Source organism: Streptomyces fulvoviolaceus, from assembly GCF_000718165.1.
Taxonomy (GTDB): Bacteria; Actinomycetota; Actinomycetes; order Streptomycetales; family Streptomycetaceae; genus Streptomyces; species Streptomyces fulvoviolaceus.
Map to the genome: position 1 here is coordinate 18,999 of NZ_JOEY01000003.1, position 22,315 is coordinate 41,313.

General features: G+C 72.0%; 21 protein-coding genes and 1 riboswitch. Of the genes, 10 read left to right on the top strand and 11 right to left on the bottom strand.

Annotation, left to right across the window (positions count from 1 at the left end; all coding sequences use genetic code 11):
- Window positions 1–32: 32 nt before the first annotated feature.
- The 3 genes from IG08_RS0103945 to thiO form a co-directional block, all read right to left on the bottom strand.
- A complete protein-coding gene (locus IG08_RS0103945) occupies window positions 33–827 on the bottom strand; it encodes a thiazole synthase (protein ID WP_030596304.1) in 795 nt (264 codons plus the stop codon).
- 3 nt (window positions 828–830) lie between these two features.
- Window positions 831–1,031: a sulfur carrier protein ThiS gene (thiS, locus tag IG08_RS0103950; protein ID WP_030596306.1), complete on the bottom strand. Its 201-nt coding sequence runs from the start codon at window positions 1,029–1,031 to the stop codon at window positions 831–833.
- A complete protein-coding gene (gene thiO, locus IG08_RS0103955) occupies window positions 1,028–2,188 on the bottom strand; it encodes a glycine oxidase ThiO (RefSeq protein ID WP_030596308.1) in 1,161 nt (386 codons plus the stop codon). The genes thiS and thiO overlap by 4 nt, the downstream gene beginning before the upstream one ends.
- Window positions 2,186–2,297: riboswitch (TPP riboswitch) on the bottom strand. Its footprint overlaps the gene before it by 3 nt.
- A 51-nt stretch (window positions 2,298–2,348) precedes the next feature.
- Here thiO and IG08_RS0103960 point away from each other — a divergent pair.
- The 6 genes from IG08_RS0103960 to IG08_RS0103985 all read left to right on the top strand — a co-directional run bounded on the left by IG08_RS0103960 (window position 2,349) and on the right by IG08_RS0103985 (window position 7,297).
- Window positions 2,349–2,699: an avidin-fold protein gene (locus tag IG08_RS0103960; RefSeq protein WP_030596311.1), complete on the top strand. Its 351-nt coding sequence runs from the start codon at window positions 2,349–2,351 to the stop codon at window positions 2,697–2,699.
- Window positions 2,700–2,731: 32 nt separating this feature from the next.
- Window positions 2,732–3,961, top strand: coding sequence for an NAD(P)/FAD-dependent oxidoreductase (locus tag IG08_RS0103965; protein ID WP_030596313.1), 1,230 nt, complete (start codon window positions 2,732–2,734; stop codon window positions 3,959–3,961).
- Window positions 3,962–4,026: 65 nt separating this feature from the next.
- A complete protein-coding gene (locus IG08_RS0103970; RefSeq protein ID WP_030596315.1) occupies window positions 4,027–4,398 on the top strand; it encodes an Rv2175c family DNA-binding protein in 372 nt (123 codons plus the stop codon).
- Window positions 4,399–4,544: 146 nt separating this feature from the next.
- Entirely contained in the window at window positions 4,545–5,195 is a 651-nt protein-coding gene (thiE, locus tag IG08_RS0103975) for a thiamine phosphate synthase (protein ID WP_030596317.1), read from the top strand.
- Window positions 5,196–5,339: 144 nt separating this feature from the next.
- On the top strand, window positions 5,340–6,263 hold the full coding sequence (gene metF / locus IG08_RS0103980) for a methylenetetrahydrofolate reductase [NAD(P)H] (RefSeq protein WP_052424479.1): 924 nt from the start codon (window positions 5,340–5,342) through the stop codon (window positions 6,261–6,263).
- Window positions 6,264–6,319: 56 nt separating this feature from the next.
- The gene (locus tag IG08_RS0103985; protein WP_030596321.1) at window positions 6,320–7,297 is read left to right on the top strand and encodes an SCO2102 family sporulation regulator; all 978 of its coding nucleotides are present in this window, start codon (window positions 6,320–6,322) and stop codon (window positions 7,295–7,297) included.
- Between the two features lie 7 nt (window positions 7,298–7,304).
- Here the strand turns inward: IG08_RS0103985 and IG08_RS0103990 are convergent, their stop codons facing one another.
- The gene (locus tag IG08_RS0103990; RefSeq protein ID WP_030596323.1) at window positions 7,305–8,819 is read right to left on the bottom strand and encodes a phytoene desaturase family protein; all 1,515 of its coding nucleotides are present in this window, start codon (window positions 8,817–8,819) and stop codon (window positions 7,305–7,307) included.
- Window positions 8,820–9,065: 246 nt separating this feature from the next.
- Between IG08_RS0103990 and IG08_RS0103995 the strand changes: the two genes are divergently transcribed.
- Window positions 9,066–10,280, top strand: coding sequence for an IS110 family RNA-guided transposase (locus IG08_RS0103995; protein WP_030596325.1), 1,215 nt, complete (start codon window positions 9,066–9,068; stop codon window positions 10,278–10,280).
- A gap of 33 nt (window positions 10,281–10,313) precedes the next feature.
- Here IG08_RS0103995 and IG08_RS0104000 read toward each other — a convergent pair whose 3' ends face one another.
- The 4 genes from IG08_RS0104000 to IG08_RS0104015 all read right to left on the bottom strand — a co-directional run bounded on the left by IG08_RS0104000 (window position 10,314) and on the right by IG08_RS0104015 (window position 14,798).
- Window positions 10,314–10,937 (bottom strand): DUF4126 domain-containing protein, encoded by a 624-nt coding sequence (locus IG08_RS0104000; protein ID WP_030596326.1) that lies wholly within the window; start codon window positions 10,935–10,937, stop codon window positions 10,314–10,316.
- Window positions 10,938–11,318: 381 nt separating this feature from the next.
- Complete coding sequence (locus tag IG08_RS0104005; protein ID WP_030596328.1) at window positions 11,319–11,948, bottom strand: TetR/AcrR family transcriptional regulator; 630 nt, start codon at window positions 11,946–11,948, stop codon at window positions 11,319–11,321.
- Between the two features lie 47 nt (window positions 11,949–11,995).
- Complete coding sequence (locus tag IG08_RS0104010; protein WP_030596330.1) at window positions 11,996–14,080, bottom strand: YhgE/Pip domain-containing protein; 2,085 nt, start codon at window positions 14,078–14,080, stop codon at window positions 11,996–11,998.
- The gene (locus tag IG08_RS0104015; RefSeq protein WP_030596333.1) at window positions 14,052–14,798 is read right to left on the bottom strand and encodes an ATP-binding cassette domain-containing protein; all 747 of its coding nucleotides are present in this window, start codon (window positions 14,796–14,798) and stop codon (window positions 14,052–14,054) included. The genes IG08_RS0104010 and IG08_RS0104015 overlap by 29 nt, the downstream gene beginning before the upstream one ends.
- A gap of 186 nt (window positions 14,799–14,984) precedes the next feature.
- Between IG08_RS0104015 and IG08_RS0104020 the strand changes: the two genes are divergently transcribed.
- The 3 genes from IG08_RS0104020 (at window position 14,985) to IG08_RS0104030 (ending at window position 17,229) form a co-directional block, all read left to right on the top strand.
- On the top strand, window positions 14,985–15,551 hold the full coding sequence (locus IG08_RS0104020; protein ID WP_030596334.1) for an SAV_6107 family HEPN domain-containing protein: 567 nt from the start codon (window positions 14,985–14,987) through the stop codon (window positions 15,549–15,551).
- A gap of 177 nt (window positions 15,552–15,728) precedes the next feature.
- A complete protein-coding gene (locus IG08_RS0104025) occupies window positions 15,729–16,556 on the top strand; it encodes a class I SAM-dependent methyltransferase (RefSeq protein WP_030596336.1) in 828 nt (275 codons plus the stop codon).
- A 277-nt stretch (window positions 16,557–16,833) separates the two neighbouring features.
- On the top strand, window positions 16,834–17,229 hold the full coding sequence (locus IG08_RS0104030; protein WP_030596337.1) for a DUF3040 domain-containing protein: 396 nt from the start codon (window positions 16,834–16,836) through the stop codon (window positions 17,227–17,229).
- Between the two features lie 155 nt (window positions 17,230–17,384).
- Here the strand turns inward: IG08_RS0104030 and IG08_RS0104035 are convergent, their stop codons facing one another.
- From IG08_RS0104035 to IG08_RS0104045, 3 genes are read right to left on the bottom strand one after another with little or no spacing between them, the layout of a single operon-like run.
- Window positions 17,385–19,802, bottom strand: coding sequence for a transglutaminase TgpA family protein (locus tag IG08_RS0104035; RefSeq protein ID WP_030596339.1), 2,418 nt, complete (start codon window positions 19,800–19,802; stop codon window positions 17,385–17,387).
- A complete protein-coding gene (locus tag IG08_RS0104040; protein ID WP_030596341.1) occupies window positions 19,799–21,163 on the bottom strand; it encodes a DUF58 domain-containing protein in 1,365 nt (454 codons plus the stop codon). Before IG08_RS0104040 ends, IG08_RS0104035 begins: the two co-directional genes overlap by 4 nt.
- The gene (locus tag IG08_RS0104045) at window positions 21,163–22,197 is read right to left on the bottom strand and encodes an AAA family ATPase (protein WP_030596344.1); all 1,035 of its coding nucleotides are present in this window, start codon (window positions 22,195–22,197) and stop codon (window positions 21,163–21,165) included. The genes IG08_RS0104040 and IG08_RS0104045 overlap by 1 nt, the downstream gene beginning before the upstream one ends.
- Between the last annotated feature and the right edge of the window lie 118 nt (window positions 22,198–22,315).

Below are 22,315 nucleotides of genomic sequence, written 5' to 3' on the forward strand. Positions count from 1 at the left end.
GCACCGGCTCCCGGACCTTGTCGAACGTACGTTCAGAATGCGGGGCGCTCGGGATCCAGGTGCGCGCGCCCCTCGTGCGGCGAGGACGCCTCGGCGAAGTGGCGGCGCGGGATGCGGCCGGCCCGGTACGCCAGCCGGCCCGCGTCCACCGCGTGCTTCATGGCCTCGGCCATCAGCTGCGGCTCCTGCGCCCGCGTCACCGCCGAGGCGAGCATCACACCCGCGCACCCCAGCTCCATCGCGAGCGCCGCGTCCGACGCCGTACCGGCGCCCGCGTCCAGAATCACCGGCACGCGCGCGTGCTCGACGATCAGCTGGAAGTTGTGCGGGTTGCGGATGCCGAGCCCGGACCCGATGGGCGACCCGAGCGGCATGATCGCCGCACAGCCCGCGTCCTCCAGCTTCCGGGCGAGGACGGGATCGTCATTCGTGTACGGCAGTACCGTGAACCCCTCGTCGACCAGCGTCTCCGCCGCGTCAAGGAGCTCGATGGGGTCCGGCAGCAGCGTCCGCTCGTCGGCGATGACCTCCAGCTTGACCAGGTCGGTGCCGAGGGCCTCGCGCGCGAGGCGGGCGGTCAGGACGGCCTCCCCGGCGGTGAAGCAGCCCGCCGTGTTCGGCAGGATCCGGATGCCGAGCCTGGTGAGGACGGACAGCACGGAGCCGTGCACCGAGGGGTCGACCCGGCGCATCGCGACGGTCGTCAGCTCGGTGCCGGACGCCACCAGCGCCCGCTCCAGCACCTCCAGGCTGGGTGCCCCGCCGGTGCCCATGATCAGGCGGGACGAGTAGGACGTACCGCCGAGGACAAAGGGATCGTCGGCCATGGGTCAGCCTCCTTGGACGGCGGTGAGGACCTCGACGCGGTCCCCGTCGGTCAGGGACGTCGACGGCCACTGGGTGCGGGGGACGACGGTTTCGTTGAGGGCGGCGGCGACCCCGGAGGGTGCCGGGGTCAGGGTCCGCACGACGGTGTCGAGAGCCGTGCCGGGAGCGAACTCCAGCGGCTCCCCGTTGACGGAGATGTTCATGCGGGCTGCTCCGAGAGTGCGAAGCGCTTGGGGGTGAAGGGGCGGGCCTCGTCCGGCAGTTCACCGGTGGCCAGTACATGGGCCATCGCGTCGCCGGTGACCGGCGTGAGCAGCACGCCGTTGCGGAAGTGGCCGGTCGCGAGGAGCAGCCCGGGCAGTTCGGTCGGGCCGAGCAGCGGGGCGTTGTCGGGGGACCCGGGGCGCAGGCCCGCGCGGGTCTCCGTCAACGGCAGCTCCGTGATGCCGGGCACCAGCTCGTGCGCGTCCCGCAGCAGCTCGTACACGCCGCCCGCGGTCACCGTCGTGTCCCAGCCCAGCTCCTCGCTGGTCGCGCCGACCACCAGCTCGCCGTTCTCCCGCGGCACCAGATAGACCTGGCTGCCGCGCACCACGGCACGCACGGTCCGGCTCAGGAAGGGCGCGTACCGCTCGGGCACGGTCAGGCGCAGCACCTGCCCCTTCACCGGCCGGACGGGGGGCAGTACGTCGTCGGGGACCCCCGAGAGCCGCCCGCTGAGGCTGCCGGCGGCCAGGACCACCTGGCCCGCGGCCAGCGCGGTGCCGTCCGTCGTGGTGACCCCGGCGGCCCGGCCCCGTACGACGTCGAGGTGCTCGGCCCACACCCGGTGGAACACCACGCCCGCCCGCTCGCACGCGGCCATCAGCGCTGCCGTCAGCCGCCGCGGATCGATCTGATGGTCGCCGTCCACCCGCAGCCCGCCCCGCACACCCGGCGCCAGCATCGGCTCCAGCTTCCGGCACTCCCGCCCGGACAACCACTCCGACTCCAGCCCCGACTCCCGCTGCAGGGCGTGCAGTTCACGCAGATGAGCGCGGTCGTCGGCGTCCAGCGCGACGGCGAGCGTGCCGCACCGGCGGTAGCCGAGGTCGTGACCGGTGAGGTCGGTGAGCTCGGTGGCGAAGTCCGGATAGCGGCGGGCCGAGGCCAGGTTCAGGCCGAGCAGCGTCTGCTCGCCGTAGTGCAGTTCCGTGACGGCGGCCAGCATCCCGGCCGCCACCTGGGCGGCCCCGCCGCCCGGATCGGGGTCCACGACGGCCGTGGCGAACCCGCGCTGCGCGGCCCGCCAAGCCGTGACCAACCCGATGATTCCGCCCCCGATGATCAGGACGTCGGATGTGTCTGTCGTACGCGACATGGGCGTCCAGCCCCTCCCTTCGCCGGCATGACCCGGATCAGGTTCGTACGGTCGGAGGCCGCCAGCCTCCCTCTCAGCCCGGTGCGTCCGGGCTCCCGCGAGTGCTCTACGTTGGCCACCCTAGCCCTTCGTTCCGCGCCTCTGTAGGGAGCCTTTCGTCATGCCCCGCTCGCTCGACGGCCTCGTTCTCGCCCCTGTCGTCGACCAGGCCCCAGGTCAGGTGGGCACCCGGACCCGGTTCTCGTACCACGAGAAGGACGGGGAGATCTGGGCCGAGTACGCGGGCGGCGATGTCGTACGCGGGCATCTCGTGGGGACCCGGGAGGGCGACCGGCTCGACTTCCGGTACGTGCAGCTCAAGCAGGACGGAACGACGTCTTCCGGGCACTGCGCCTCGACGGTCGTCGAGCTGTCCGACGGCCGGGTGCGCCTGGAGGAGACATGGGAGTGGGAGTCGCAGCCGGGCAGCGGGACGAGCGTTGTGGAGCAGGTCACTGAGCACGACTCCTGACTGACTAATTGTCAGTTGTCTATGGTGATCCGGTGAGCGATCAGACGCAGGAGACGGGGAAGTCGCAGGCGCGGCGCGTGGTCGTGGTCGGCGCGGGCATGGCCGGGGTGCAGACCGCGGTGGCCCTGCGGGAACAGGGCTTCACCGGCACTGTGACGGTGATCGGCGCGGAACCCCACCAGCCGTACGACCGGCCGCCCCTGTCCAAGGCCGTCCTGCTCGGCAAGGCCGAGGGCTCCGCCTTCGACGTCGACTTCGAGGCCCTCGGCATCGAACTGCGGCTGGGGAGCGAGGTGCTGGGCGTACGCCCCGGCGCGCACGAACTGGACACCGCCGAAGGGCCCGTGCCGTACGACGACCTGGTCCTCGCGACCGGCGCCGAACCGATCCGGCTGCCCGGCACGGAGGGCGTCCCCGGCGTGCATCTGCTGCGCACCCTGGACGACGCCGAACGGCTGCGTCCGGTGCTCGCCCGGCAGCACGACATCGTGGTCGTCGGCGCGGGCTGGATCGGCGCGGAGTTCGCCACGGCGGCGCGCGAGGCGGGCTGCGCGGTGACCGTGGTGGAAGCCGCGGACCGGCCGCTGGCGGGTGCGCTGCCCGCCGAGGTGGCCGCGCCGATGACGTCCTGGTACGCCGACGCCGGTGCCTCCCTGCGCACCCACGCGCGCGTGGAGCGCGTCGAGCCCGGCGCGGTCGTCCTCGACGACGGCTCCCGGCTGCCCGCGGGCGCCGTCGTGGTCGGCATCGGCGCCCGGCCCGCCACCGCCTGGCTGGCCGGCTCCGGCATCGAACTCGGCGCCCACGGCGAGGTCGTCGCCGACGCCCGGCTGCGCACCTCCGTGCCGGACGTCTACGCGGTCGGCGACTGCGCCTCCTTCCCTTCGGGAAGGTATGGCGAGCGCCTGCTGGTCCACCACTGGGACAACGCCCTCCAGGGCCCCCGCACGGTGGCCGCCAACATCCTGGGGGAGACCCCCTCGGTCTACGACCCGGTCCCGTACTTCTGGTCCGAGCAGTTCGGCCGCTTCGTCCAGTACGCCGGCCACCACGCGTCCGCCGACGCGACCCTGTGGCGCGGCGAGCCGTCCGGCCCCGCCTGGACCGTGTGCTGGCTGCGCGAGAACCGTCTGGTGGCCCTGCTGGCGGTGGGCCGCCCCCGGGACCTGGCACAGGGCCGACGGCTGATCGACGCGGGCACTGTGCTGGACCCCGAACTGCTGGCGGACCCGGCGCGTCCCCTGAAGGCGGCCACGGCGTAATGTGAAACCGCAGGTCGCAGGGGTCTGGCTTCCGACTGTCAGTCCGGGATGGCACGCTTGATCCCGTGACCGAGATTGACGCAAAGATCGATGCTCTCGTCCCCGAGTGGCTCACCCTCCCCGACATCGCAGAGATGCTGGATGTCGAGGTGACGCGTGTGCGGCAGCTGGTCAAGGATGGCCAGGTCATCGCCGTACGCCGTGGCGAGAACCGCGCGCTGCACGTCCCCGCCGCCTTCATCGACGGGGCCGAGCAGAAGGTCGTCAAGGGCCTGACCGGGACCCTGACGCTCCTGCGGGACGACGGCTTCTCCGACGAAGAGATGCTGGAGTGGCTCTTCACCCCCGACCCCAGCCTGCCCGGCACCCCCGCGCAGGCCCTGAGCGAGAATCGCGGCACGGAGGTGAAGCGACGGGCCCAGGCGCTCGCCGTCTGAACCGAGCACGCTGAGCACGCTCATCCGAAAACCGTCCGGCGTACGGGCCGTGGCCCACTGCGGCCACGCCCGTGGTTCACTACGGCCCGCAGCGGCCGACCGCTCTCGGCCGCGGCCCGTACGCCATCGACAACGGGGGGACACTCATGTCCGACACCGCCCGCGCCCGGCTTGCCGACGCCCGCGTCTATCTCTGCACGGACGCGCGCAAGAAGCAGGGCGACCTCGCCGGGTTCCTGGACGCCGTCCTGGCCGGCGGGGTCGACATCGTGCAGCTGCGCGACAAGGGCATGGAGGCAGCAGAGGAGCTGGAGCACCTGAAGGTCCTCGCCGATGCCTGCGCCCGGCACGGCAAGCTCCTCGCGGTCAACGACCGCGCCGATGTGGCCCACGCCGCCGGCGCCGACGTACTGCACCTCGGCCAGGGCGACCTCCCGGTCCCCGCGGCCCGCGCGATCCTCGGCACCGACGTCCTCGTCGGCCGGTCCACGCACGCCGAGTCCGAGGCCGCCGCGGCGGCCGTCCAGGAGGGCGTGGACTACTTCTGCACCGGCCCGTGCTGGCCCACTCCGACCAAGCCCGGTCGGCACGCGCCCGGTCTCGACCTCGTCCGGTACACCGCCGACCTCGGCACCGACCGCCCCTGGTTCGCCATCGGCGGCATCGACCTCGGCAACCTCGACGAGGTCCTGGAGGCGGGCGCCCGCCGGGGCGTGGTCGTCCGGGCGATCACGGAGGCGGACGATCCGGGCGCGGCGGCGGCGGAGTTCGCGAAGCGGCTGCGGCACGCCGGGTAGCAGCGGCTGCGGCACGCAGGGTAACCGGCCGGGTGTTCGCCGGATGTCCGGCCGGGTGTCCGAGGGGTGGACAACAAGTCGACAAAACGGGCAAATTTCCGTGATCTGGTTGGGTGACCGCTGCCCCCTGGCTAACCTGCGGGTATGGCCCTAGGAACCGCATCCACCAGGACTGACCGCGCACGCACCGTGCGTGACATGCTCGCCTCCGGCAAGGCGACGTACTCCTTCGAGTTCTCGGCGCCGAAGACCCCCAAGGGTGAGCGGAACCTGTGGAGCGCGCTCCGGCGGGTCGAGGCGGTCGCTCCCGACTTCGTCTCCGTGACATACGGCGCCGGCGGTTCCACCCGCGCGGGCACGGTCAAGGAGACCGAGCAGATCGTCGCGGACACCACCCTGACCCCGGTCGCCCACCTCACCGCGGTCAACCACTCCATCGCGGAACTGCGCAACATCATCGGCCAGTACGCCGACGCCGGGATCCGCAACATCCTGGCCGTGCGCGGCGACCCGCCCGGCGACCCCATGGCCGACTGGGTGGCGCACCCGCAGGGTCTGACATACGCCGCCGAACTCGTCCGACTCATCAAGGAGTCGGGCGACTTCTGCGTCGGCGTCGCGGCCTTCCCGGAGATGCACCCGCGCTCCGCCGACTGGGACACCGACGTCGCCTGCTTCGTCGACAAGTGCCGCGCCGGCGCCGACTACGCCATCACGCAGATGTTCTTCCAACCGGAGTCCTATCTGCGGCTGCGTGACCGAGTCGTCGCGGCCGGCTGCGAGACCCCCGTCATCCCCGAGGTCATGCCCGTGACCAGCGTGCGGATGCTGGAGCGGCTCCCGCAGCTCAGCAACGCGGCCATCCCCTCCGTCCTGAAAGAGCGGATCCTCACAGCAAAAGACGATCCGGCCGCTGTACGCTCCATTGGGATCGAATTCGCCACGGAGTTCTGCGCGCGGCTGCTGGCCGAGGGAGTGCCCGGACTGCACTTCATCACGCTCAACAACTCCACGGCGTCGCTGGAAATCTACGAGAACCTGGGTCTGCACCACCCACCGCAGGCCTAGACCGGCCGCACGGATATACGACACACTGCGTAGCGGTCACTGGGAGAGGGGCGTACATGGGCTGGACGGTCCTCTACATCGCGTTCGGAATCGTCGCGCTGTGGCTGCTGGGCGAGGTGCTGCTGCAGTACAAGGCACGCCTGCGCTGGCGGCTGCTCGCCTTCGGCGGCTTCCTCTGCGTCGTCCTCGGCGTGCTGATCCCGTCGGTCGTCGTCATCGGACTGGGCGCGGCCGCCTTCGCGGTCGGCCAGACCTACGTCACGCTGTCGTTCCGCCGCGGCTTCGCGGAAGGCTGGGCGGTCAACCCGCCGGCCGCGCTGGGCGGTCTGACCGGAGGCAAGAAGGGCCGCCGGGAACGCGGCCGCGAGGAGCCGACGCTGGAGGTCTCCGACCTCGAAGCGGCCGACAACGCCTACGGTGACAACGGCGCCTACGACCAGGGCCGCCCGGACAACGCCGGCTACGGGCAAGACGACTACGACCGCGACGACGTCTTCACCCCCGCACGCCCCGCCGACCCCATGGCCGCCGAGACCACCTCCGTCTACGAGCCGCAGCCCCTGCCCGACGACACCGGCTCCTACGGCATATACAGCGATGCCGCCTACGCAGGCGACCAGTCCTACGCGACCGCGGGCCAGCCCCAGGACCAGTACGCGACGGCCGCCGCCGACCAGACGTACGGCTACGACGGTTACACCGGCTACGACCAGCAGCAGTACGGCTACGACCCGGCCGCACAGCAGCAGTACGCCGCCTACTCCGACCCGTACATCGGCACCCAGACCTACGACGGCGCCTCGTACGACACCTCCTACGGCGGCCAGCAGCAGTACGTCCAGCAGGGCTACGGCCAGGACCAGTACGCCGGGACGTACGGCGGCGAGACCCCGGCCGGCGGCGTGTGGGTGCCGCAGCAGCGCACCGACGAGGCCTACGGCGGCGAACTCCCGCAGGAGCAGCCGTACTACCAGGACAACGGGCAGCAGCAGGCGCAGCAGGGCAACGGGTTCGACGAGCAGTACCGCTTCTGAGCGGCGCTCACTGAGAACCGCGGAACTCGGGCCCCTCCACGACCAGTCCGGCGACCAGCGCGCCCGACATGCCGGCGTGGGGGAGCCCGCCGCCGGGGTGTGACCAGCCGCCGACGGTGAACAGCCCCGGCAGCCCAGTGGTGTTGCCCGGATGCAGCAGGCTGCCTTCGGCCGCGGCGAGTGCCGGCGCCGGTACCGCGCCGCCCTCCGCGCCGGTCGTGTCCGCGATGTCGGCAGGGATGCGCACCTCGTGCCAGAGGAGACGCTCATGCAGGTTCGGGACGGCGCGCTGGGCAGCCACGAGCAGCTTCTTCGCGTGACTGCTGAAGACCTCCTCCACAGGCCAGCGCCTGCCGGGGTAGGCGGGCACCACTGAGGTCAGTGTGATCGCTTCGTGGTCCGGGCCCGGGACCAGCTCGGGGTCGTCGGGGCGGAGCACTGTGAGCGTGGGCCGCGCGTCGAGTCCGGAGGGCGAGCCGAACACCAGGTCCAGCTCGCGCTCCCGGTCCTCCGCGTGCACCACCGTCCGATGCGCCACTCCCTCCGGGCGCCCGCCGCGCAGCGCCAGCAGCACCGTCATACGGCTGGGCAGCCCCTGCCGGGGAGGCACTTCACCGTCCTCCCGAACCGCCGTGCCCCGCACGCAGCGGCTCAGCACGTCGGGCGCGACGCCGGCGACCACGAAGTCGGCCTCCGCCACCGCCCCGTCGGCCAGCTCCACCCCGGCGGCCCGGCCGTCCTTCTCCAGCACCCCCGTGACCTCGGCGCCGAAGTGGAACTCGACCCGCCTGGCCACACACCGGTCGTACACCGCGCGCGCCAACTCCCGTATGCCGCCGCGGACATACCAGGTGCCGAAGGCGTGCTCCATGTACGGCAGCACGGCCGCGCTCGCCGGAGTGACCCGGGGATCCAGGCCGTACCCGAGCGCGTGGCTCTCCAGGAGGGCGACGAGCCTCGGGTCGCGGAGCTCCCAGGCGCCGACCTCGGCGAGCGTGCCGGCCCGGCGAGTGCGCAGCAGGTGCTTGTGGGGGACCGACGGGTAGGGCTCGCGCTCGGCCAGCACCGACCAGTTCGGCCACAGGGGCTCCTCCAGGAGCGGTCTGCGGGTCCGGTCCCAGGCCTCACGGGCCCGGACCAGGAAGTCGCCCCAGCGGGCGCCCGCGCCCGACCCGAGGGCCTCGTCCAGGGCGGTGACGGCGCCCGCGCGCGAGGCGTTCGGCAGCGATACCTCGGTGCCGTCCGTGAAGACGTGCCGTGACGACGGGTCGACCTGGACCAGGTCGAGGACCGCCTCCAGTGGCTCCTTGCCGGTCTTGACGAACAGGTCGCGGTAGACCGCGGGCAGCGTGAGCAGTCCCGGGCCGGTGTCGAAGGAGAAGCCGTCGCGCTCGAAGCGGCGCACCGCTCCGCCGTACGTCTCCGTACGCTCGTACACTGCCACCCGGTGGCCCGCGACGGCCAGCCGGGCAGCGGCCGCCATCGCGCCCATCCCGGCGCCGATCACCGCAATCCGTGCCATGCCTGCGACTTTATCGGCCGCCACTGACATTGATACTCGTAAGCGGGTTCCGGTGGTCGTGGCTCTGCCACTGACTGACACCCTGCTGGGTTGTCTTCCGGCTGTACCGTCCGGCTGCCGGAGCCCGTTCTTCATGGCTCCGGCCAGGTGGAACATGACCTGATAGGAGCTTGGTCAGAAGCCCCCTCAATGTCCTGTCTGCCCCACCCGGCCGGTGCCGCCTCCGGCTAGGAAGGCACCTCCAGCATGACAGCAGCAGATGCGGCGAGCACGGCTGGCCAGGGCGTGTTCGGCGGCGTGGACTCCCACGCCGACACCATCCATACGGCGGTCGTCACGGACAACGGCGGCCACCTCACCGACGCCGAATTCCCCACCACCGCCGCCGGACACGCGGCGGCCATCGCGTTCCTGGCCGCCCACGGGACCGTGATGGCGATCGGCGTCGAGGGCACCGCGTCCTACGGAACCGGCTTCACCCGCGCGGCCCGCGCCGCCGGCCTGACCGTGGTCGAGGTCAACCGCCCCGACCGGGCCGAACGCCGCCGCAGCGGCAAGTCGGACCCTATCGACGCCTACGCCGCCGCCCGCGCCGCACTGTCCGGACGCGCATCGAGCGCGCCCAAGGACGACAGCGTCACCGGCATCCGCGCCCTCCACAACGCCGCCCGGTCCACGGTCAAAGCCCGCACCGCCGCCATGAACCAGATCGGGCACATCCTCATCAGCGCCCCCGACGCCGTCCGCGCCAGATACCGGGCCCTGCACGGCAAGGCGCTGATCGACGCCCTGGCACACCTGCGTCCCACGGGAGACACCGTCCACACTGCCGTCCTGACCGCGCTGAAGAGCCTCGCCCGACGCGTGAAGTCCCTGGCCGCCGAGCACGACGAACTCACGGCCGTGCTGGACGAAACCGTCGCCGAGCACAACCCGGGCCTGCGGGCCGCCTACGGCGTCGGCCCCGACACCGCGGCCCAGCTGCTGATCACCGCCGGCGGCAACCGGGACCGCCTGCGCACCGAGGCGTCCTTCGCAGCCCTGTGCGGCGTCGCCCCCGTGCCCGCCTCCAGCGGCAAAACCAACCGTCATCGCCTCTCACGAGGCGGCGACCGGGCCGCCAACGCGGCCCTCTACCGGATAGCCCTCGTCCGCATGTCCAGCGACCGCCGCACCCGCGACTACGTGACCCGGCAGACCGCGGCAGGCCGGACCAAGAAGGAGATCATCCGGCTCCTCAAACGGGCCATCGCCCGGGAAGTGTTCCGCTGCCTCACCACCACGGTCACAGTTCCCGACATCGCGGACCTGCGACCCGCGCGTCAGGCCAAGAACATCACCCTCACCGCCGCCGCCCACCACTTCGGTGTCTGGCCCGCCGTCATCTCCTGCATCGAACGCGGCGCCCGCCGCGACGACGACCTCGCCAACGCCTACCGCAACTGGCTCACCGCTGCTTGACAGCCAATAGGAGCTTCAGTCCGGGCGCGGAGGTCAGTCGGGTGGTCGCCCCGACCGCCCCACCCGGGCCGCGAGCCGTTTCTCCTCCCGCCGCTGGGCCCGGCGCCGCAGGAAGCGCCGGATCCGCGAGATCAGGAAGACGAGTGTCACCAGCCCGGACACCAGCAGCACACCCGCGATGACCGCGGCCGCCCCCGGATGGAACATCGCGAAGGTGACGATCCCGCCGACCCCGAGGTCCTCCGCCAGACTCACGATCACGTTGCTGAAGGGTTCCGGCGAGGTGTTGATCGCCATCCGGGTCCCGGCCTTGACCGTGTGGCTGGCCAGCGCCGTCGAACCGCCGACCAGGCCCGCGACCACGTCGTCGAGCGAACCGCTCTGCCCGGCGAGCAGTGCCCCGACCCAGGCACCGGCGACCGGCCGGATCACGGTGTGCACCGAGTCCCAGGCCGAGTCGACGTACGGGATCTTGTCGGCGACCGCCTCGCACAGGAACAGCACGCCCGCTGTGACGAGGACCTCAGGGCGCTGCAGGGTCTCGGGGATGTCGTCGCTCAGCCCCGTCGCGCCGAACACGCCGAGCAGCAGCACCACGGCGTACGCGTTGACGCCGCTGGCCCAGCCGCTGGTGAAGACCAAGGGGAGTACGGACACGGACGCGATCGTAACCAGTCGGCGACAGCGGGTCCTGGGTCTGAGTGCGCACGGCTGAGTACGCGTACCTAGTGGGTGAGATGAGTACGCGCACGGATGGGTGCCGACCTGCGTGAACGAGAGAGTGGAGGCACGGAAAGGGGCGCGGCTCCGGCACCGGCGACACGGGGCGCCGGAACGGAGCGGCCCCTGATCCGCTCCTTCCGCCGGCTCGGCCGGCGGGAGCGAGGCACGAGGGAACCCGGAATGACCGAACGGGGGCCCAACGGGGGAAACCGGGGGACACGGGGGACAACGGGGGAGCACGAGAAGGCGCCGGTTCGAGGTGGCCCGCGGGGGACGCGGCCACACCGGACCGGCGCTTTCGTGCGTCGCCGTATGTCAGCGGCGTCCGCTCACCCGACCCTGAAGCAGCCGCGACAGCGCCGAGTGGACGTCGTCCAGCGAGCGTTCGGGCTGGAAGGACTGCCAGTCCAGGGCGGCCACCAGGACCATGCCGACCAGCGCGGAGGCGGTCAGCGAGATGTCGATCTCGTCGCTGAACTCGCCGTTCTCCACGCCGTCGCGCAGCACGCCCTCCACGACCGCGACGGCCTCCTGACGGACCACCATGAGCGTGGACTGCCAGGCCCTGTTGGTGCGCCACAGCTCGGCCACGTACAGCTGGGTGAAGGCCGGATAGCGGTCGATGAAGACGAGACCGGCCCGGATCATCGCGTCCAGGGCGTCGACCTTGCCGCCGCCGTCCCGGGCCGTTCTCTCGGCCGCCTCCCGCAGGGAGGCGGTGAGGAGTCCCACGCCGTGTCGCAGCAGCTCCTCGAAGAGGACGGACTTGCTCGCGAAGTTGTAGTAGACGGTGCCCTTCGCGACTCCGGCGCGCTCGGCGATCTCGTCGACCGTGGTGGCGGAGAAGCCCTGCTCGGCGATGAGCGTGACGGCCGCCTCGTAGAGCTTCTGCCGGGTGGCCTCGCGGCGTGTGCTGACGCCCGCCGCGGCGCTGCTGCTTTCCATGGCCCTGATTGTCACAGGAGCCGTCGCCCCCGAGGTCACCGGCGGGCTCACAGGGTCAGCTCCGGATGCAGCCGGTCGAGCGTCCACACCTGTCGGCGGCCGGCCGACAGGGCGGTCAGCGCGAGGGCGCCCGCGGTGAAGGCCGTGAGCACCACGCACGCGTGCCACACCGGTGACAGCCCCCCGCCGGTGATGAGCCTCCTGAGGGCCTCGACGACGTAACTCATCGGCAGGAAGGGGTGGATCGCGTCGAAGAAGTCCGGACTGGTCTGCACGGGGTAGGTGCCGCCCGCCGACGTCAGCTGCAGCATCAGGAAGGCGAGGACGAGAATCCGGCCCGCCGCTCCGAAGCGCGCGTTCAGCCACTGCACGATCGCCGCGAAGCACGCCGTCACCAGGAACAGGAAGCCCACCGTCCCGGCCGCCCGGGCCATCTGCAGGCCGATCGCCCAGTGCAGCACCGACATGAGGGCCACCGTCTGCAGCACGCCGATCGCCACCACCGGCAGCCAGCCCGCCAGCGCGATCCGCCAGGCCGAGGCACCCGCGGCGAGGGCGCGCCGGTTCATCGGCGCGATCAGCATGTACGCCACCATCGCGCCCACCCACAGGGACAGCGGGATGAAGTACGGGGCGAAGCCGGTGCCGTAGTTGGGCGCCTTGTGGAGGTCCTTGGAGACGAGCTGGACCGGGTCGGCCATGACCTCGGTGCGCTCGTCGCGGTCCGTCTTGTCGTAGTCGGGGATCTGCGAGGCGCCGTCGTGCAGCCCGTCCGAGAGCTTCCCGGAGCCGTCGACGAGCCTGTACATGCCGCCGCTCAGGTCGTCGGCGCCGGTCTTGAGTTCACCGACGCCCTCGTTGAGGTCCTGCGCGCCGGTCCTGGCCGTGCCGAGGCCCGAGTGGAGCGTCCTGGCGCCGGCGGCGACCTTCCCGGCGCCCTCGTTCAGCTTGTTGATCTTCGATACGGCGTCGTCGAGGTCCTCGGAGAGGTGGGGCGCGCGGTCGGCGAGCGCCTGGGCCTGCTTCTGGAGCGTGGCGAGGTGGCCGTCGAGCTTCTTCAGGTCGCCGTGTTGGTCGGCGATCAGCGTGTTGACGTCGTCGGCGACCTTCGCCACGTCGGCGGCGGCCTCCTTGGCCTTCTTCAGGTCGGCACAGGCGGCGTCCGGCAGCAGGGGGTCCGCGCAGCGCCTCTCGTATACGGCGTCCAGCGTGTCGGAGGCCGCGTGGGCGCCCTTGGCCGCGGCCGGGGCCGTCTTCGCCAGGGTGTCGAGGTTGTGCCGGATCGCCCCGGCGGAGTCGGCGACGAGCCGGGCCGTGTCGCCGATGGCCTTCTCGTTGTCCTCGAGGAAGGGACCGACCTTGTCCGCGACCCCGTTGACCTTGTCGGCGAGGGTCTGCGTGCCGTCGGCGACCTGCTGCGAACCGTCCTCCAGGTCGCCCGCGCCCGTGTCGAGCTTCGTCAGCCCCTCGGACAGCTGGGAGCTGCCCTTCTTGGCGTCCTTCAGGCCGGAGGCGAGGTCCCTGGACCCCTGCTCCGCCTGCCCGATGCCGCCTTCGAGGTCGTCGGCGCCGTTCGCGGCCTTCACCGTGGCGCCGTGGATGTCGGAGAAGGAGATGAAGATCCGGTCCAGGAAGGACCGCGACGCCTTCGTGGAGGCCGCCTGGCGCACCTCGGCGAAGACCGTCCGCGAGATCTGCCCGACGATGTAGTTGTTGGCGTCGTTCGTGCGGACCTGGAGCGCGCCCGTCTCGGGGGAGTCGCCCGCGCTGGACGCGATCCGCCTGCTGAAGTCGTCCGGCATGGTCAGCGACAGGTAGTAACTGCCGTTCTCGACACCCTCCCGGGCCTCGGCCGCGCTCACCTCGTGCCAGTCGAAGACGTCGCTGTCGCGCAGCCCCTGTGTGATGTCGGCGCCCGCCGTGAGCTTCTTCCCGTCGGCACTCGCCCCCTTGTCGTCGTTCACGAGCGCCACGGGGATCCGGTCGAGCCGGCCGTACGGATCCCAGAAGGACCACAGGTACAGGGCGCCGTAGAGCAACGGCAGTACCAGCAGCGCGACCAGGGCGGCGCGCGGCAGCTTCCCCCTGCCGAAGCGGCGGAGCTCAAGCGCGGCCAGTCTCGGCGAGCGCATCGGCCTTCTCCTTTTCCTGGGTGGACTCCTGGGCGGACATCCGCGTGGACACCGTCAGGGCGTCTTCGGGGGCCTCACTGCACACAGCGACGACCGTGGTGCCCGCTTCGGCGATCGACTTCAACAGCGCCCAGACCTCGGCCCGTTCGGCGCCGGACAGCTTCAGGTCGGTGTCGTCGACCCCCAGCAGACCCGGCCGCCCGATCAGGGCCAGCGCGATGGACAGCCGTAGCGCCTCCAGCCGTTCCAGATCGCGTACGGCGGTCCGCGAGCCCTTGGGCAGGGCCTCCCGGTCGAGCCCGGCGGCGGCCAGCGCGGTGTCGATGCGCAGCTTGGCCTCGGCCACTCGCTCGGCGCGGGGCCGGAGCAGCCCGCGCAGATCCCCGAACCGCCGCTGCAGCAGCGCCCGTTCCCGCAGGTGCTCCCCGACGGTCAGGGCCGGGTCGAGGTCCGTGACGCCGGCGACGTGGGCCAAGGCGGTCGCGCGACGCACGGCCGCCAACTGCTTCGGCAGCCGGGCCTCGCCCACGGCTGCCGTCCCCTCGGTCGCCTTCATCCGCCCGGTGAGTGCCAGCAGCAGGCACGTGCGCCCGGACCCGGACGGCCCCTCGACGGCGATCAGCGAGCCGGGCTCCGCCTCGACGGAGACCTCCCGGAACGCCCAGCCGCGCGGGCCCTTGAGCCCGAAGCCCTCGGCTGTGACGGCCACTCCGCCCACAGTCCACCCCCTGAAGTCCTGAACTGACGAAGTTTTTGAACTGACTGGTCAGTGCAAAAACTAACCCGAACCTTCGATCGAAGCAAAAGGCCAGGTCAGAACGGATTGTCAGTGCCATACCGCACGATGGGCACATACGGCATCCCGTATCGGGACGTGCCGTCACACGACGACAGGAGGTTCGTCATGGCCAGCTACCACGCAGCCGCCGCCCGCCGGCGCCGCGCCACCGGCCCTGCCCCCTCACTGACCGGCCCGGCGAGCGACGTACACCCCGTGCTCCGCCGGACCACGGCCCCGCCCGCCGCCCTCGACCTGCTCGCCCAGGCCCGCGCCGGACTCGACGAGGCCGTCGCGCTGGAGACACCGAACGAGCGCTATGCGACGGCCCACCTGGCCGCCCTGCGCACCGCCGCCGCCGTGCTCGCCGCGCGAGGGCGCCCGGAGCCCACGTCCCGACGCAGGGCCAAGATCCGGAGCGCCTGGGAAGTGCTCCCCGAAATCGCGCCCGAACTCGCCGAGTGGAGCGCGCTGTTCGCCTCCGGAGCCCGGCGCCGCGCCCGGGCCGAAGCGGGCATCCAGGGCGCGGCCGGCCGCCGGGACGCCGACGACCTGATACGCGACGTGGCGATGTTCCTGCGCCTCGTCGAGCGGATGCTGGTGCTCCAGCCGGTCCTGCCGCAGCCGCGCCAGGACCCGGACCGGCCGGAGACCGCCCCGCAGACCGACCGGGACATCCCGGACGCGGGGTGAGCGCGGTCCCGCCGGGTGAGACGCCCGGCCGGGCACACCATCGCAGTGACCAGGTACGGCACCGGAGGCAATAGGGTGGAGGGCGCCTGAAGCCTTCCCTCCCGCGCCCGGGCCGGGGGAGGCGTCCCGTTCGCTCCGCCGCGCAAGAGGCGGTGCCGCGCCGAGGAGTCAACTGACGTGTCGGACCCGATGCGCCCACCCGTCTCCCACCACCACCCGCAACCGACGTCGCTACGCGCCGACCCCTCTCGCCCCCGCGCCTCTCTCCGTACCGCCGTGGTCTGGGAGGTCCTCCAGGACGCCCTGGACCGCCAGGTCAAGGCCACGGGTCGCCAGGTGCTGGACGTGCTCGACACCGGGGGCGGCAGTGGCAACTTCGCGGTGCCCGTCGCCCGCCTCGGACACCAGGTCACCGTCGTCGACCCCAGCCCCAACGCGCTGTTCGCGCTGGAGCGCCGCGCGGCCGAGGCCGATGTCGCGGACCGTGTGCGGGGTGTCCAGGGCGACGCCCACGGCCTCTTCGACGTGGTCGAGCGCGGCGGCTACGACGTGGTGCTGTGCCACGGCGTCCTGGAGTACGTCGACGACCCGGCCGAGGGCGTGCGCAACGTGGTGGCCGCCCTGCGCTCCGAGGGCGTGCTCAGCCTGCTCGCCGCCGGCCTCGGCGGCGCCGTGCTCGCGCGGGCCCTGGCCGGCCACTTCAAGGAGGCCAGGCAGGCGCTCGACGACCCGAACGGCCGCTGGGGCACCGGCGACCCCGTACCGCGCCGCTTCACCGCCGAGCAGCTCACCGAACTCGTCGAGGGCGCGGGCCTCAGGGTCGGCGCCGTGCACGGCGTCCGGATCTTCGCCGACCTCGTTCCCGGGGTGCTCGTGGACACCGAGCCCGGAGCCCTGGACGCGCTGCTGAAGCTGGAGGCCGCGGCCGCCGAACTGTCGGCGTTCCACTCCGTGGCCACACAGCTCCACGTGCTCGGCGAGACATACGGGGCCGCAGAGGCCTGAGCGGCCTCCCGTGCTGCACCGCTGATCAGGGACTTGGCTGCACATGGAGTACGCCACAGGCCCCCCGATCGGGCGGTCAGCGCCGTATGATCGAGGGAGACCGCCCGGCATGACGGGTCGGCTGCTGGGGAATGCAAGATTCAGCGAGCCGGTGCGTTCATGGCGGAATCCGGTTGGCCAATTGGCGTAGAGGGGCGGGTTTCACGGGGGCGATTCCCTGCCTATCCTGAAGGGACCCCCGGAGTCGCCCCGGCGACTGCACGATGAGGAGGACTCCGTGCCGCTCTCGGAGCACGAGCAGCGAATGCTCGAGCAAATGGAGCGAGCGCTGTACGCCGAAGATCCCAAGTTCGCGACAGCGCTTGAGGGAAGCGGGCTGCGTACGTACACCCGGCGACGGGTCTACCAGGCGGTCGCCGGCTTCCTCGTGGGTATTGCGCTCCTCATGGCAGGAATGGTCGCCAAGCAGGTCTGGCTCAGCGTGGTGGGCTTCCTCGTCATGCTGGGCTGTGCGGTACTCGCTGTGACCGGTTGGCGCAAGGCCCCCAAGCCGGGTGAACAACCCGCTGCCGGTGCCCCGCACGCCCGTCGTCAGGAACGGCAGAAGCGCTCCATGATGGACCGTATCGAGCAGCGCTGGCAGAAGCGCCGCGACGAGCAGGGCGGCCATTAGCTCGACCAGCAGCTCTCACAAACCTTCGTGAGGGGGTGACCACCCACCGGGTGGTCACCCCCTCACGCACGCCTTCACGCCGGGCGCAGCTCCCGGCAGCACGGTGGCCCGGGCCTTCGAGAGGCCCGGGCCACAGGTGTGTCCGGCAGCGGGGTTCAGTTGTGCTGGCCGGACGGCTTCCGCAGATTCGGCCGGGCCGCGGCCGCGCGGGCCTTGGCTTCGGACCACCACTCGGACAGCGCCCACACCACTCGTGCGGTCGAACGCGGGGCGATCACCGCGCGCAGCTTCGTGCTCCGGCTGACCGTGCCGTGCAGCGCGCCGATCACCCGGCGGACGTCCTCTGCGAGCCCGGCCGTCGGACGTGGCCGCGGCGCGTAGAGAACCTGCTCCACGGCGTCCGCCACCCGGTGCACCGCGGCCGCGGCCGTCGGATCGAGATGACCCAGCCGGACGATTCTCGCGGCCGCCTTGCGCGGTGTCTGCGACTCGTCCGGCAGGATCCCGTAGTCCCACGCCGTGTCGGTCAGCTCCTGCCAGGCCGCCAGGGTGTGCGCGGCCGCGTCAGCCTCGGTGCGGCCGTGCGCGCCCAGGCGCAGGGCCCGGGTCCGTAGCCGCCACAGCATCGGCGACAGCGGGATCGAGAGGACGACGAGCCCGGCCAGAACCCAGGCGAGCAGCTTCATGTACCACCACTGGCCGGCCACGTACCACCAGGGGAAGTTGTTGTCCTTGTCCAGCGCGGCCGCCGGTGACTCGCTCTCGCAGGCCTCCAGCTTCTTCAGCTGGGCCGTGCAGCTCTCGCTGGCCGAGGGGGAGGCCGACGGTGCCGTGGACGCCCCCGTGGACGGCCGTGTCACGTCCGGGAGCGAGTTCCCGTCCGAGTCCGGGACGGTGTACGACGGCACCGTGCCGCGGGTCGGGGTCGGCTCGAAGCGGGTCCAGCCCACGCCCTCGAAGTACAGCTCGGGCCAGGCGTGGGCGTCCTTGAGCCCCACCGACACCGAGCCGTCCGCCTGCGGAGTACCCGGCGCGAAGCCCACCGCCACCCGGGCCGGTATGCCCAGGGAGCGGGCCATCGCCGCCATGGCGAAGGAGAAGTGGACGCAGAATCCCTGCTTGTCCCGCAGGAAGTTGGCGATCGCGTCGGAGCCGCTGCCGACCTCGACCTGGGTGTCGTACTCGAAGCCGCCCGTCACGGCGAAGTAGTCCTGGAGCGCGACCGCCTGCTCGTAGGGGTTGGTCGCGTCCGCGGTGACCTGGCGGGCGGTCTTGGCCACCACCGACGGCAGCGAGTCCGGCAGCTCGGTGTAGTCGCGTTCCAGGGCCGCGGGCGGCGCCGGCGCGTCGGCGAGCTGCTCGGCCGTCGGCTGCACATCCAGGCTCTTCACCCGGTACGTCAGACCGCGCGTGTTCTGGCCGTGGTCGCCGACGAGCGTCATGCCCACGGGTTCGTACCGCCACCTGCCCCTGATGTCGACACCGCTGGGCGGGTACGGCATCGGCAGCCAGTCCTGGGCGTACCCGCTCGAGGCCGAGATGGTGGTCTCGATCTCCGTGCGCTTGACGTCGGGGCCGAGGCCGACCGGAGTGGGGAACTGGTCGTCGTCCGGTACGGAGGTGATGGCCCGCTTGGACGGCTTCCAGGTGCGGCCGTCGAAGTCGTCGAGGGACACGATCCGCAGGTACAGGTTCGAGATGTCGGTGTCGGACCCGGTCCGCAGGCTCATGACCTGGCGGTCCTCGTCCACGTTCAGGTAGTCGCGCATCGACACCAGCGGGTTCACCGCGGAGATCGTGCCGCCGCTTCCGTTTCCGGAGCCCACGCCCGTGCCGGCCGCGTCCAGGAGGCCGCCGTTCATCGACGGCAGGGCGATCGGGGCGATCAGGGCGATGCCCAGGGCGACCACGCCGATGCGCCGCCCGGTGCGGACCGGCGCCACCGGGCCGGACTCGGTGCCCGGCGTGCGCGAGGCCCCGGCGAAGACCCGGCCCCACTGCGAGAGCCGGTCCCGCCCCTCGGCCAGGAGCAGCAGCAGATAGCCGCTCGCCGCGACCAGGAACCACAGCCAGTCGGTGCCGCCGTCGGACAGCCCCGCGGCGACGGAGTACAGCGCGAGCAGCGGCAGGCCGGCCGGGGCCGCGCTGCGGAAGGTCACCGCGAGGGTGTCCACCGCGAGACCGATGATCAGGACGCCGCCGAGGATCATCAGCCGGATGCCGTCGGAGTCCAGCGGTGCCGGGATCGCGTACCGGGCGATGTCGTCGCCGCCCTGCCGCAACAGGTCGGAGAAGTGCAGGAAGGCGTCCGGTCCGGGGACCAGCCCGAAGAAGGCATGCTCACGGGCGAAGGCCAGGGTCAGCATGACCAGGGTGACGAGCGCCTGGGCCGCCACGGTCAGCGGACGGGCCAGCGGTATCCGCCGGGCCGCCGCGCCCACGATCGTCTGCACTCCGAGCAGGAAGGCGGCCTGCAGGATCCAGGTGGCCGGTTCGACCAGCGGGAGCAGGGCGCACGAGGCCATCAGGGTGGCCGCCCAGGCGCACAGCGCCAGTCGTGCCCGCCCGCTCAGCATGTCCCCTCCCCGCTGCCGGCCGCGGTGACGCCCGCGCGCTCCCGGTCCGCGTGCCGCCACAGCTCGCTCAGCGAGGCGCCCCGCGGCACGCTCAGCACCGTCCAGCCCGCCTCGCGCAGCATCCGCAGCCGCTCCTCGCTCCCGTCCGACGGGCCGGGCCCATCGCTCGGTTCCCGCACCCAGCCGTCACTGTCGAGGACGAAGGCGAGCGCGCCCCCGCTGCGCTGCCGCATCTTGGCGGCCACCGTGGCCTGCTCCTCGTCCAGGTCGCCGAAGAAGGCCACCAGCAGCCCTTCGTTCCCGCCGCGCAGCACGTCGTAGGCCCGGGACAGGCCCGTGCCGTCCGAGTGGTCGACCACCGCGAGCGTGTCCATCATCAGTCCGGCCGCGTCCGCAGTCTCCTGGCTCGCGCCCGCGAAGCCGTCGGCGCCCTCGCCGGGCACGGAGTTCCCGGTGTCGGTCAACAGCCGTACGGAAAAGCCTCGTTCGAGCATGTGGACCAGCACGGAGGCGGCGCCGGACACGGCCCACTCGAAGGGCGAGTCGGGGCCCGCGCCCTGGAAGGCGAGGCCCCGGGTGTCGAGGAGCACCGTGCAGCGGGAGCGCTGCGGCTGCTCCTCGCGGCGCACCATCAGCTCGCCGTAGCGCGCGGTCAGCCGCCAGTGGACCCGGCGCAGATCGTCGCCGTAGCGGTAGCCGCGCGGGATCACGTCGTCCTCGCCGGCCAGGGCGAGCGAGCGCTGCCGTCCGTCGCCGTACCCCTTCGCCTCGCCGCTCAGCCGCACCGGCGGCAGCGCCTCCACGCGCGGGATGACCGTCAGGGTGTCGTACGTCGAGAAGGAGCGGGTCAGCTCGCACATCCCGAACGGGTCGGTCAGGCGCAGCTGCAGCGGGCCCAGCGGATAGCGGCCGCGCAGGTCGGAGCGGACGCGGTAGGACACCTCGCGGCGGCCGCCCGGCTCGACCCGGTCGAGCACGAAGCGGGGGCGGGGGCCGAGGACGTACGGCACCCGGTCCTGGAGCATCAGCAGGCCCGTGGGCAGCCGCGAGACGTTGTCCATGCGCAGATGGACGCGGGCCTCGCTGCCGGCGGGCACGCGCGCGGGGGAGAGCCTGCGGCTGCCCGCGACCCGGTAGCGCGTGCGGTAGAGCACGGTGGCGCAGACCAGGGGCAGCACGGCCAGCAGCAGACCGACCCGGAGCAGATCGCTCTGCCCGAGGACGTACGCGCAGACGGCGGCCGCGACCCCGGCGGCCAGGAAGGAGCGGCCACGGGTGGTCAGACCCGCCAGTGCCGTGCGCACACCGCCCTTCTCGTCCCGGTCGGCCTCCGTGTGCCCGGGCCCCCCGGTGGTCATCAGAGCCTCCGCGGCGGCTGCTGCGGGTACGCCGGTGTGCCGCGGCCCAGCCCGAAGCCGCCCTGCTGCGGGGCCGCCGGGACCGCGGTGCGCTGCAGGATCTCCTGCACGACCTGCTCCGCCGTGCGCCGGTTCAGCTGGGCCTGGGCGGTGGGCAGCAGACGGTGGGCGAGGACGGTCACGGCGAGCGCCTGCACGTCGTCCGGCAGGGCGAACTCCCGGCCGCTGAGGGCGGCGGACGCCTTGGCCGCGCGCAGCAGGTGCAGCGTGGCGCGCGGGGAGGCGCCGAGTCTGAGGTCGGGGTGGTTGCGGGTGGCGGAGACCAGGTCCACCGCGTACCGCCGGACGGTGTCGGCGACGTGGACGCCGCGGACGGCGTCGATCAGCTTCACGATCTCGTGCGCGTGCGCCACCGGCTGGAGGTCGTCCAGGGGGCTCACCCCGCCGTGGATGTCGAGCATCTGCAGCTCGGCCTCCGGGCTCGGGTAGCCGATGGAGACACGGGCCATGAAGCGGTCGCGCTGGGCCTCGGGCAGCGGGTAGGTGCCCTCCATCTCGACCGGGTTCTGCGTGGCCACCACCATGAAGGGGCTGGGCAGTTCGTAGGACGTCCCGTCGATGGTGACCTGGCGCTCCTCCATCGACTCCAGGAGTGCCGACTGGGTCTTCGGCGAGGCGCGGTTGATCTCGTCGCCGATCACGATCTGAGCGAAGATCGCGCCCGGTTTGAACTCGAAGTCACGGCGCTGCTGGTCCCAGATGGAGACACCGGTGATGTCCGAGGGCAGCAGGTCGGGTGTGAACTGGATGCGGCGCACCGAGCAGTCGATGGACCGCGCCAGTGCCTTCGCCAGCATGGTCTTCCCGACGCCGGGGACATCCTCGATCAGGAGATGTCCCTCGGCGAGAAGCACGGTCAGCGAGAGCTGTACGACCTCGGGCTTCCCCTCGATCACGCCCTCAACCGAACTGCGCACCCGCTCGACAACAGCGGTCAGATCAGTGAGGCTCGCTCGATCGTCATAGGTCGTCACCCGGCCCTCCTCGGCCCGTACTTTCCGGGCCGACGCTCTGCGATGCGTAACCGGCCCACCCCGAAACACGGACACCACGCGTGAAGAGTCCCGCGTGACGTCACACCCGCATTCTTGC

Bases quoted from the DNA above. Each gene is read 5' to 3' on its own strand.
- IG08_RS0103945 (WP_030596304.1), bottom strand. From the start codon at position 827: ATGGCCGACGATCCCTTTGTCCTCGGCGGTACGTCCTACTCGTCCCGC.
- thiS (WP_030596306.1), bottom strand. From the start codon at position 1,031: ATGAACATCTCCGTCAACGGGGAGCCGCTGGAGTTCGCTCCCGGCACG.
- thiO (WP_030596308.1), bottom strand. From the start codon at position 2,188: ATGTCGCGTACGACAGACACATCCGACGTCCTGATCATCGGGGGCGGA.
- IG08_RS0103960 (WP_030596311.1), top strand. From the start codon at position 2,349: ATGCCCCGCTCGCTCGACGGCCTCGTTCTCGCCCCTGTCGTCGACCAG.
- thiE (WP_030596317.1), top strand. From the start codon at position 4,545: ATGTCCGACACCGCCCGCGCCCGGCTTGCCGACGCCCGCGTCTATCTC.
- metF (WP_052424479.1), top strand. From the start codon at position 5,340: ATGGCCCTAGGAACCGCATCCACCAGGACTGACCGCGCACGCACCGTG.
- IG08_RS0103985 (WP_030596321.1), top strand. From the start codon at position 6,320: ATGGGCTGGACGGTCCTCTACATCGCGTTCGGAATCGTCGCGCTGTGG.
- IG08_RS0103990 (WP_030596323.1), bottom strand. From the start codon at position 8,819: ATGGCACGGATTGCGGTGATCGGCGCCGGGATGGGCGCGATGGCGGCC.
- IG08_RS0103995 (WP_030596325.1), top strand. From the start codon at position 9,066: ATGACAGCAGCAGATGCGGCGAGCACGGCTGGCCAGGGCGTGTTCGGC.
- IG08_RS0104005 (WP_030596328.1), bottom strand. From the start codon at position 11,948: ATGGAAAGCAGCAGCGCCGCGGCGGGCGTCAGCACACGCCGCGAGGCC.
- IG08_RS0104010 (WP_030596330.1), bottom strand. From the start codon at position 14,080: ATGCGCTCGCCGAGACTGGCCGCGCTTGAGCTCCGCCGCTTCGGCAGG.
- IG08_RS0104020 (WP_030596334.1), top strand. From the start codon at position 14,985: ATGGCCAGCTACCACGCAGCCGCCGCCCGCCGGCGCCGCGCCACCGGC.
- IG08_RS0104040 (WP_030596341.1), bottom strand. From the start codon at position 21,163: ATGACCACCGGGGGGCCCGGGCACACGGAGGCCGACCGGGACGAGAAG.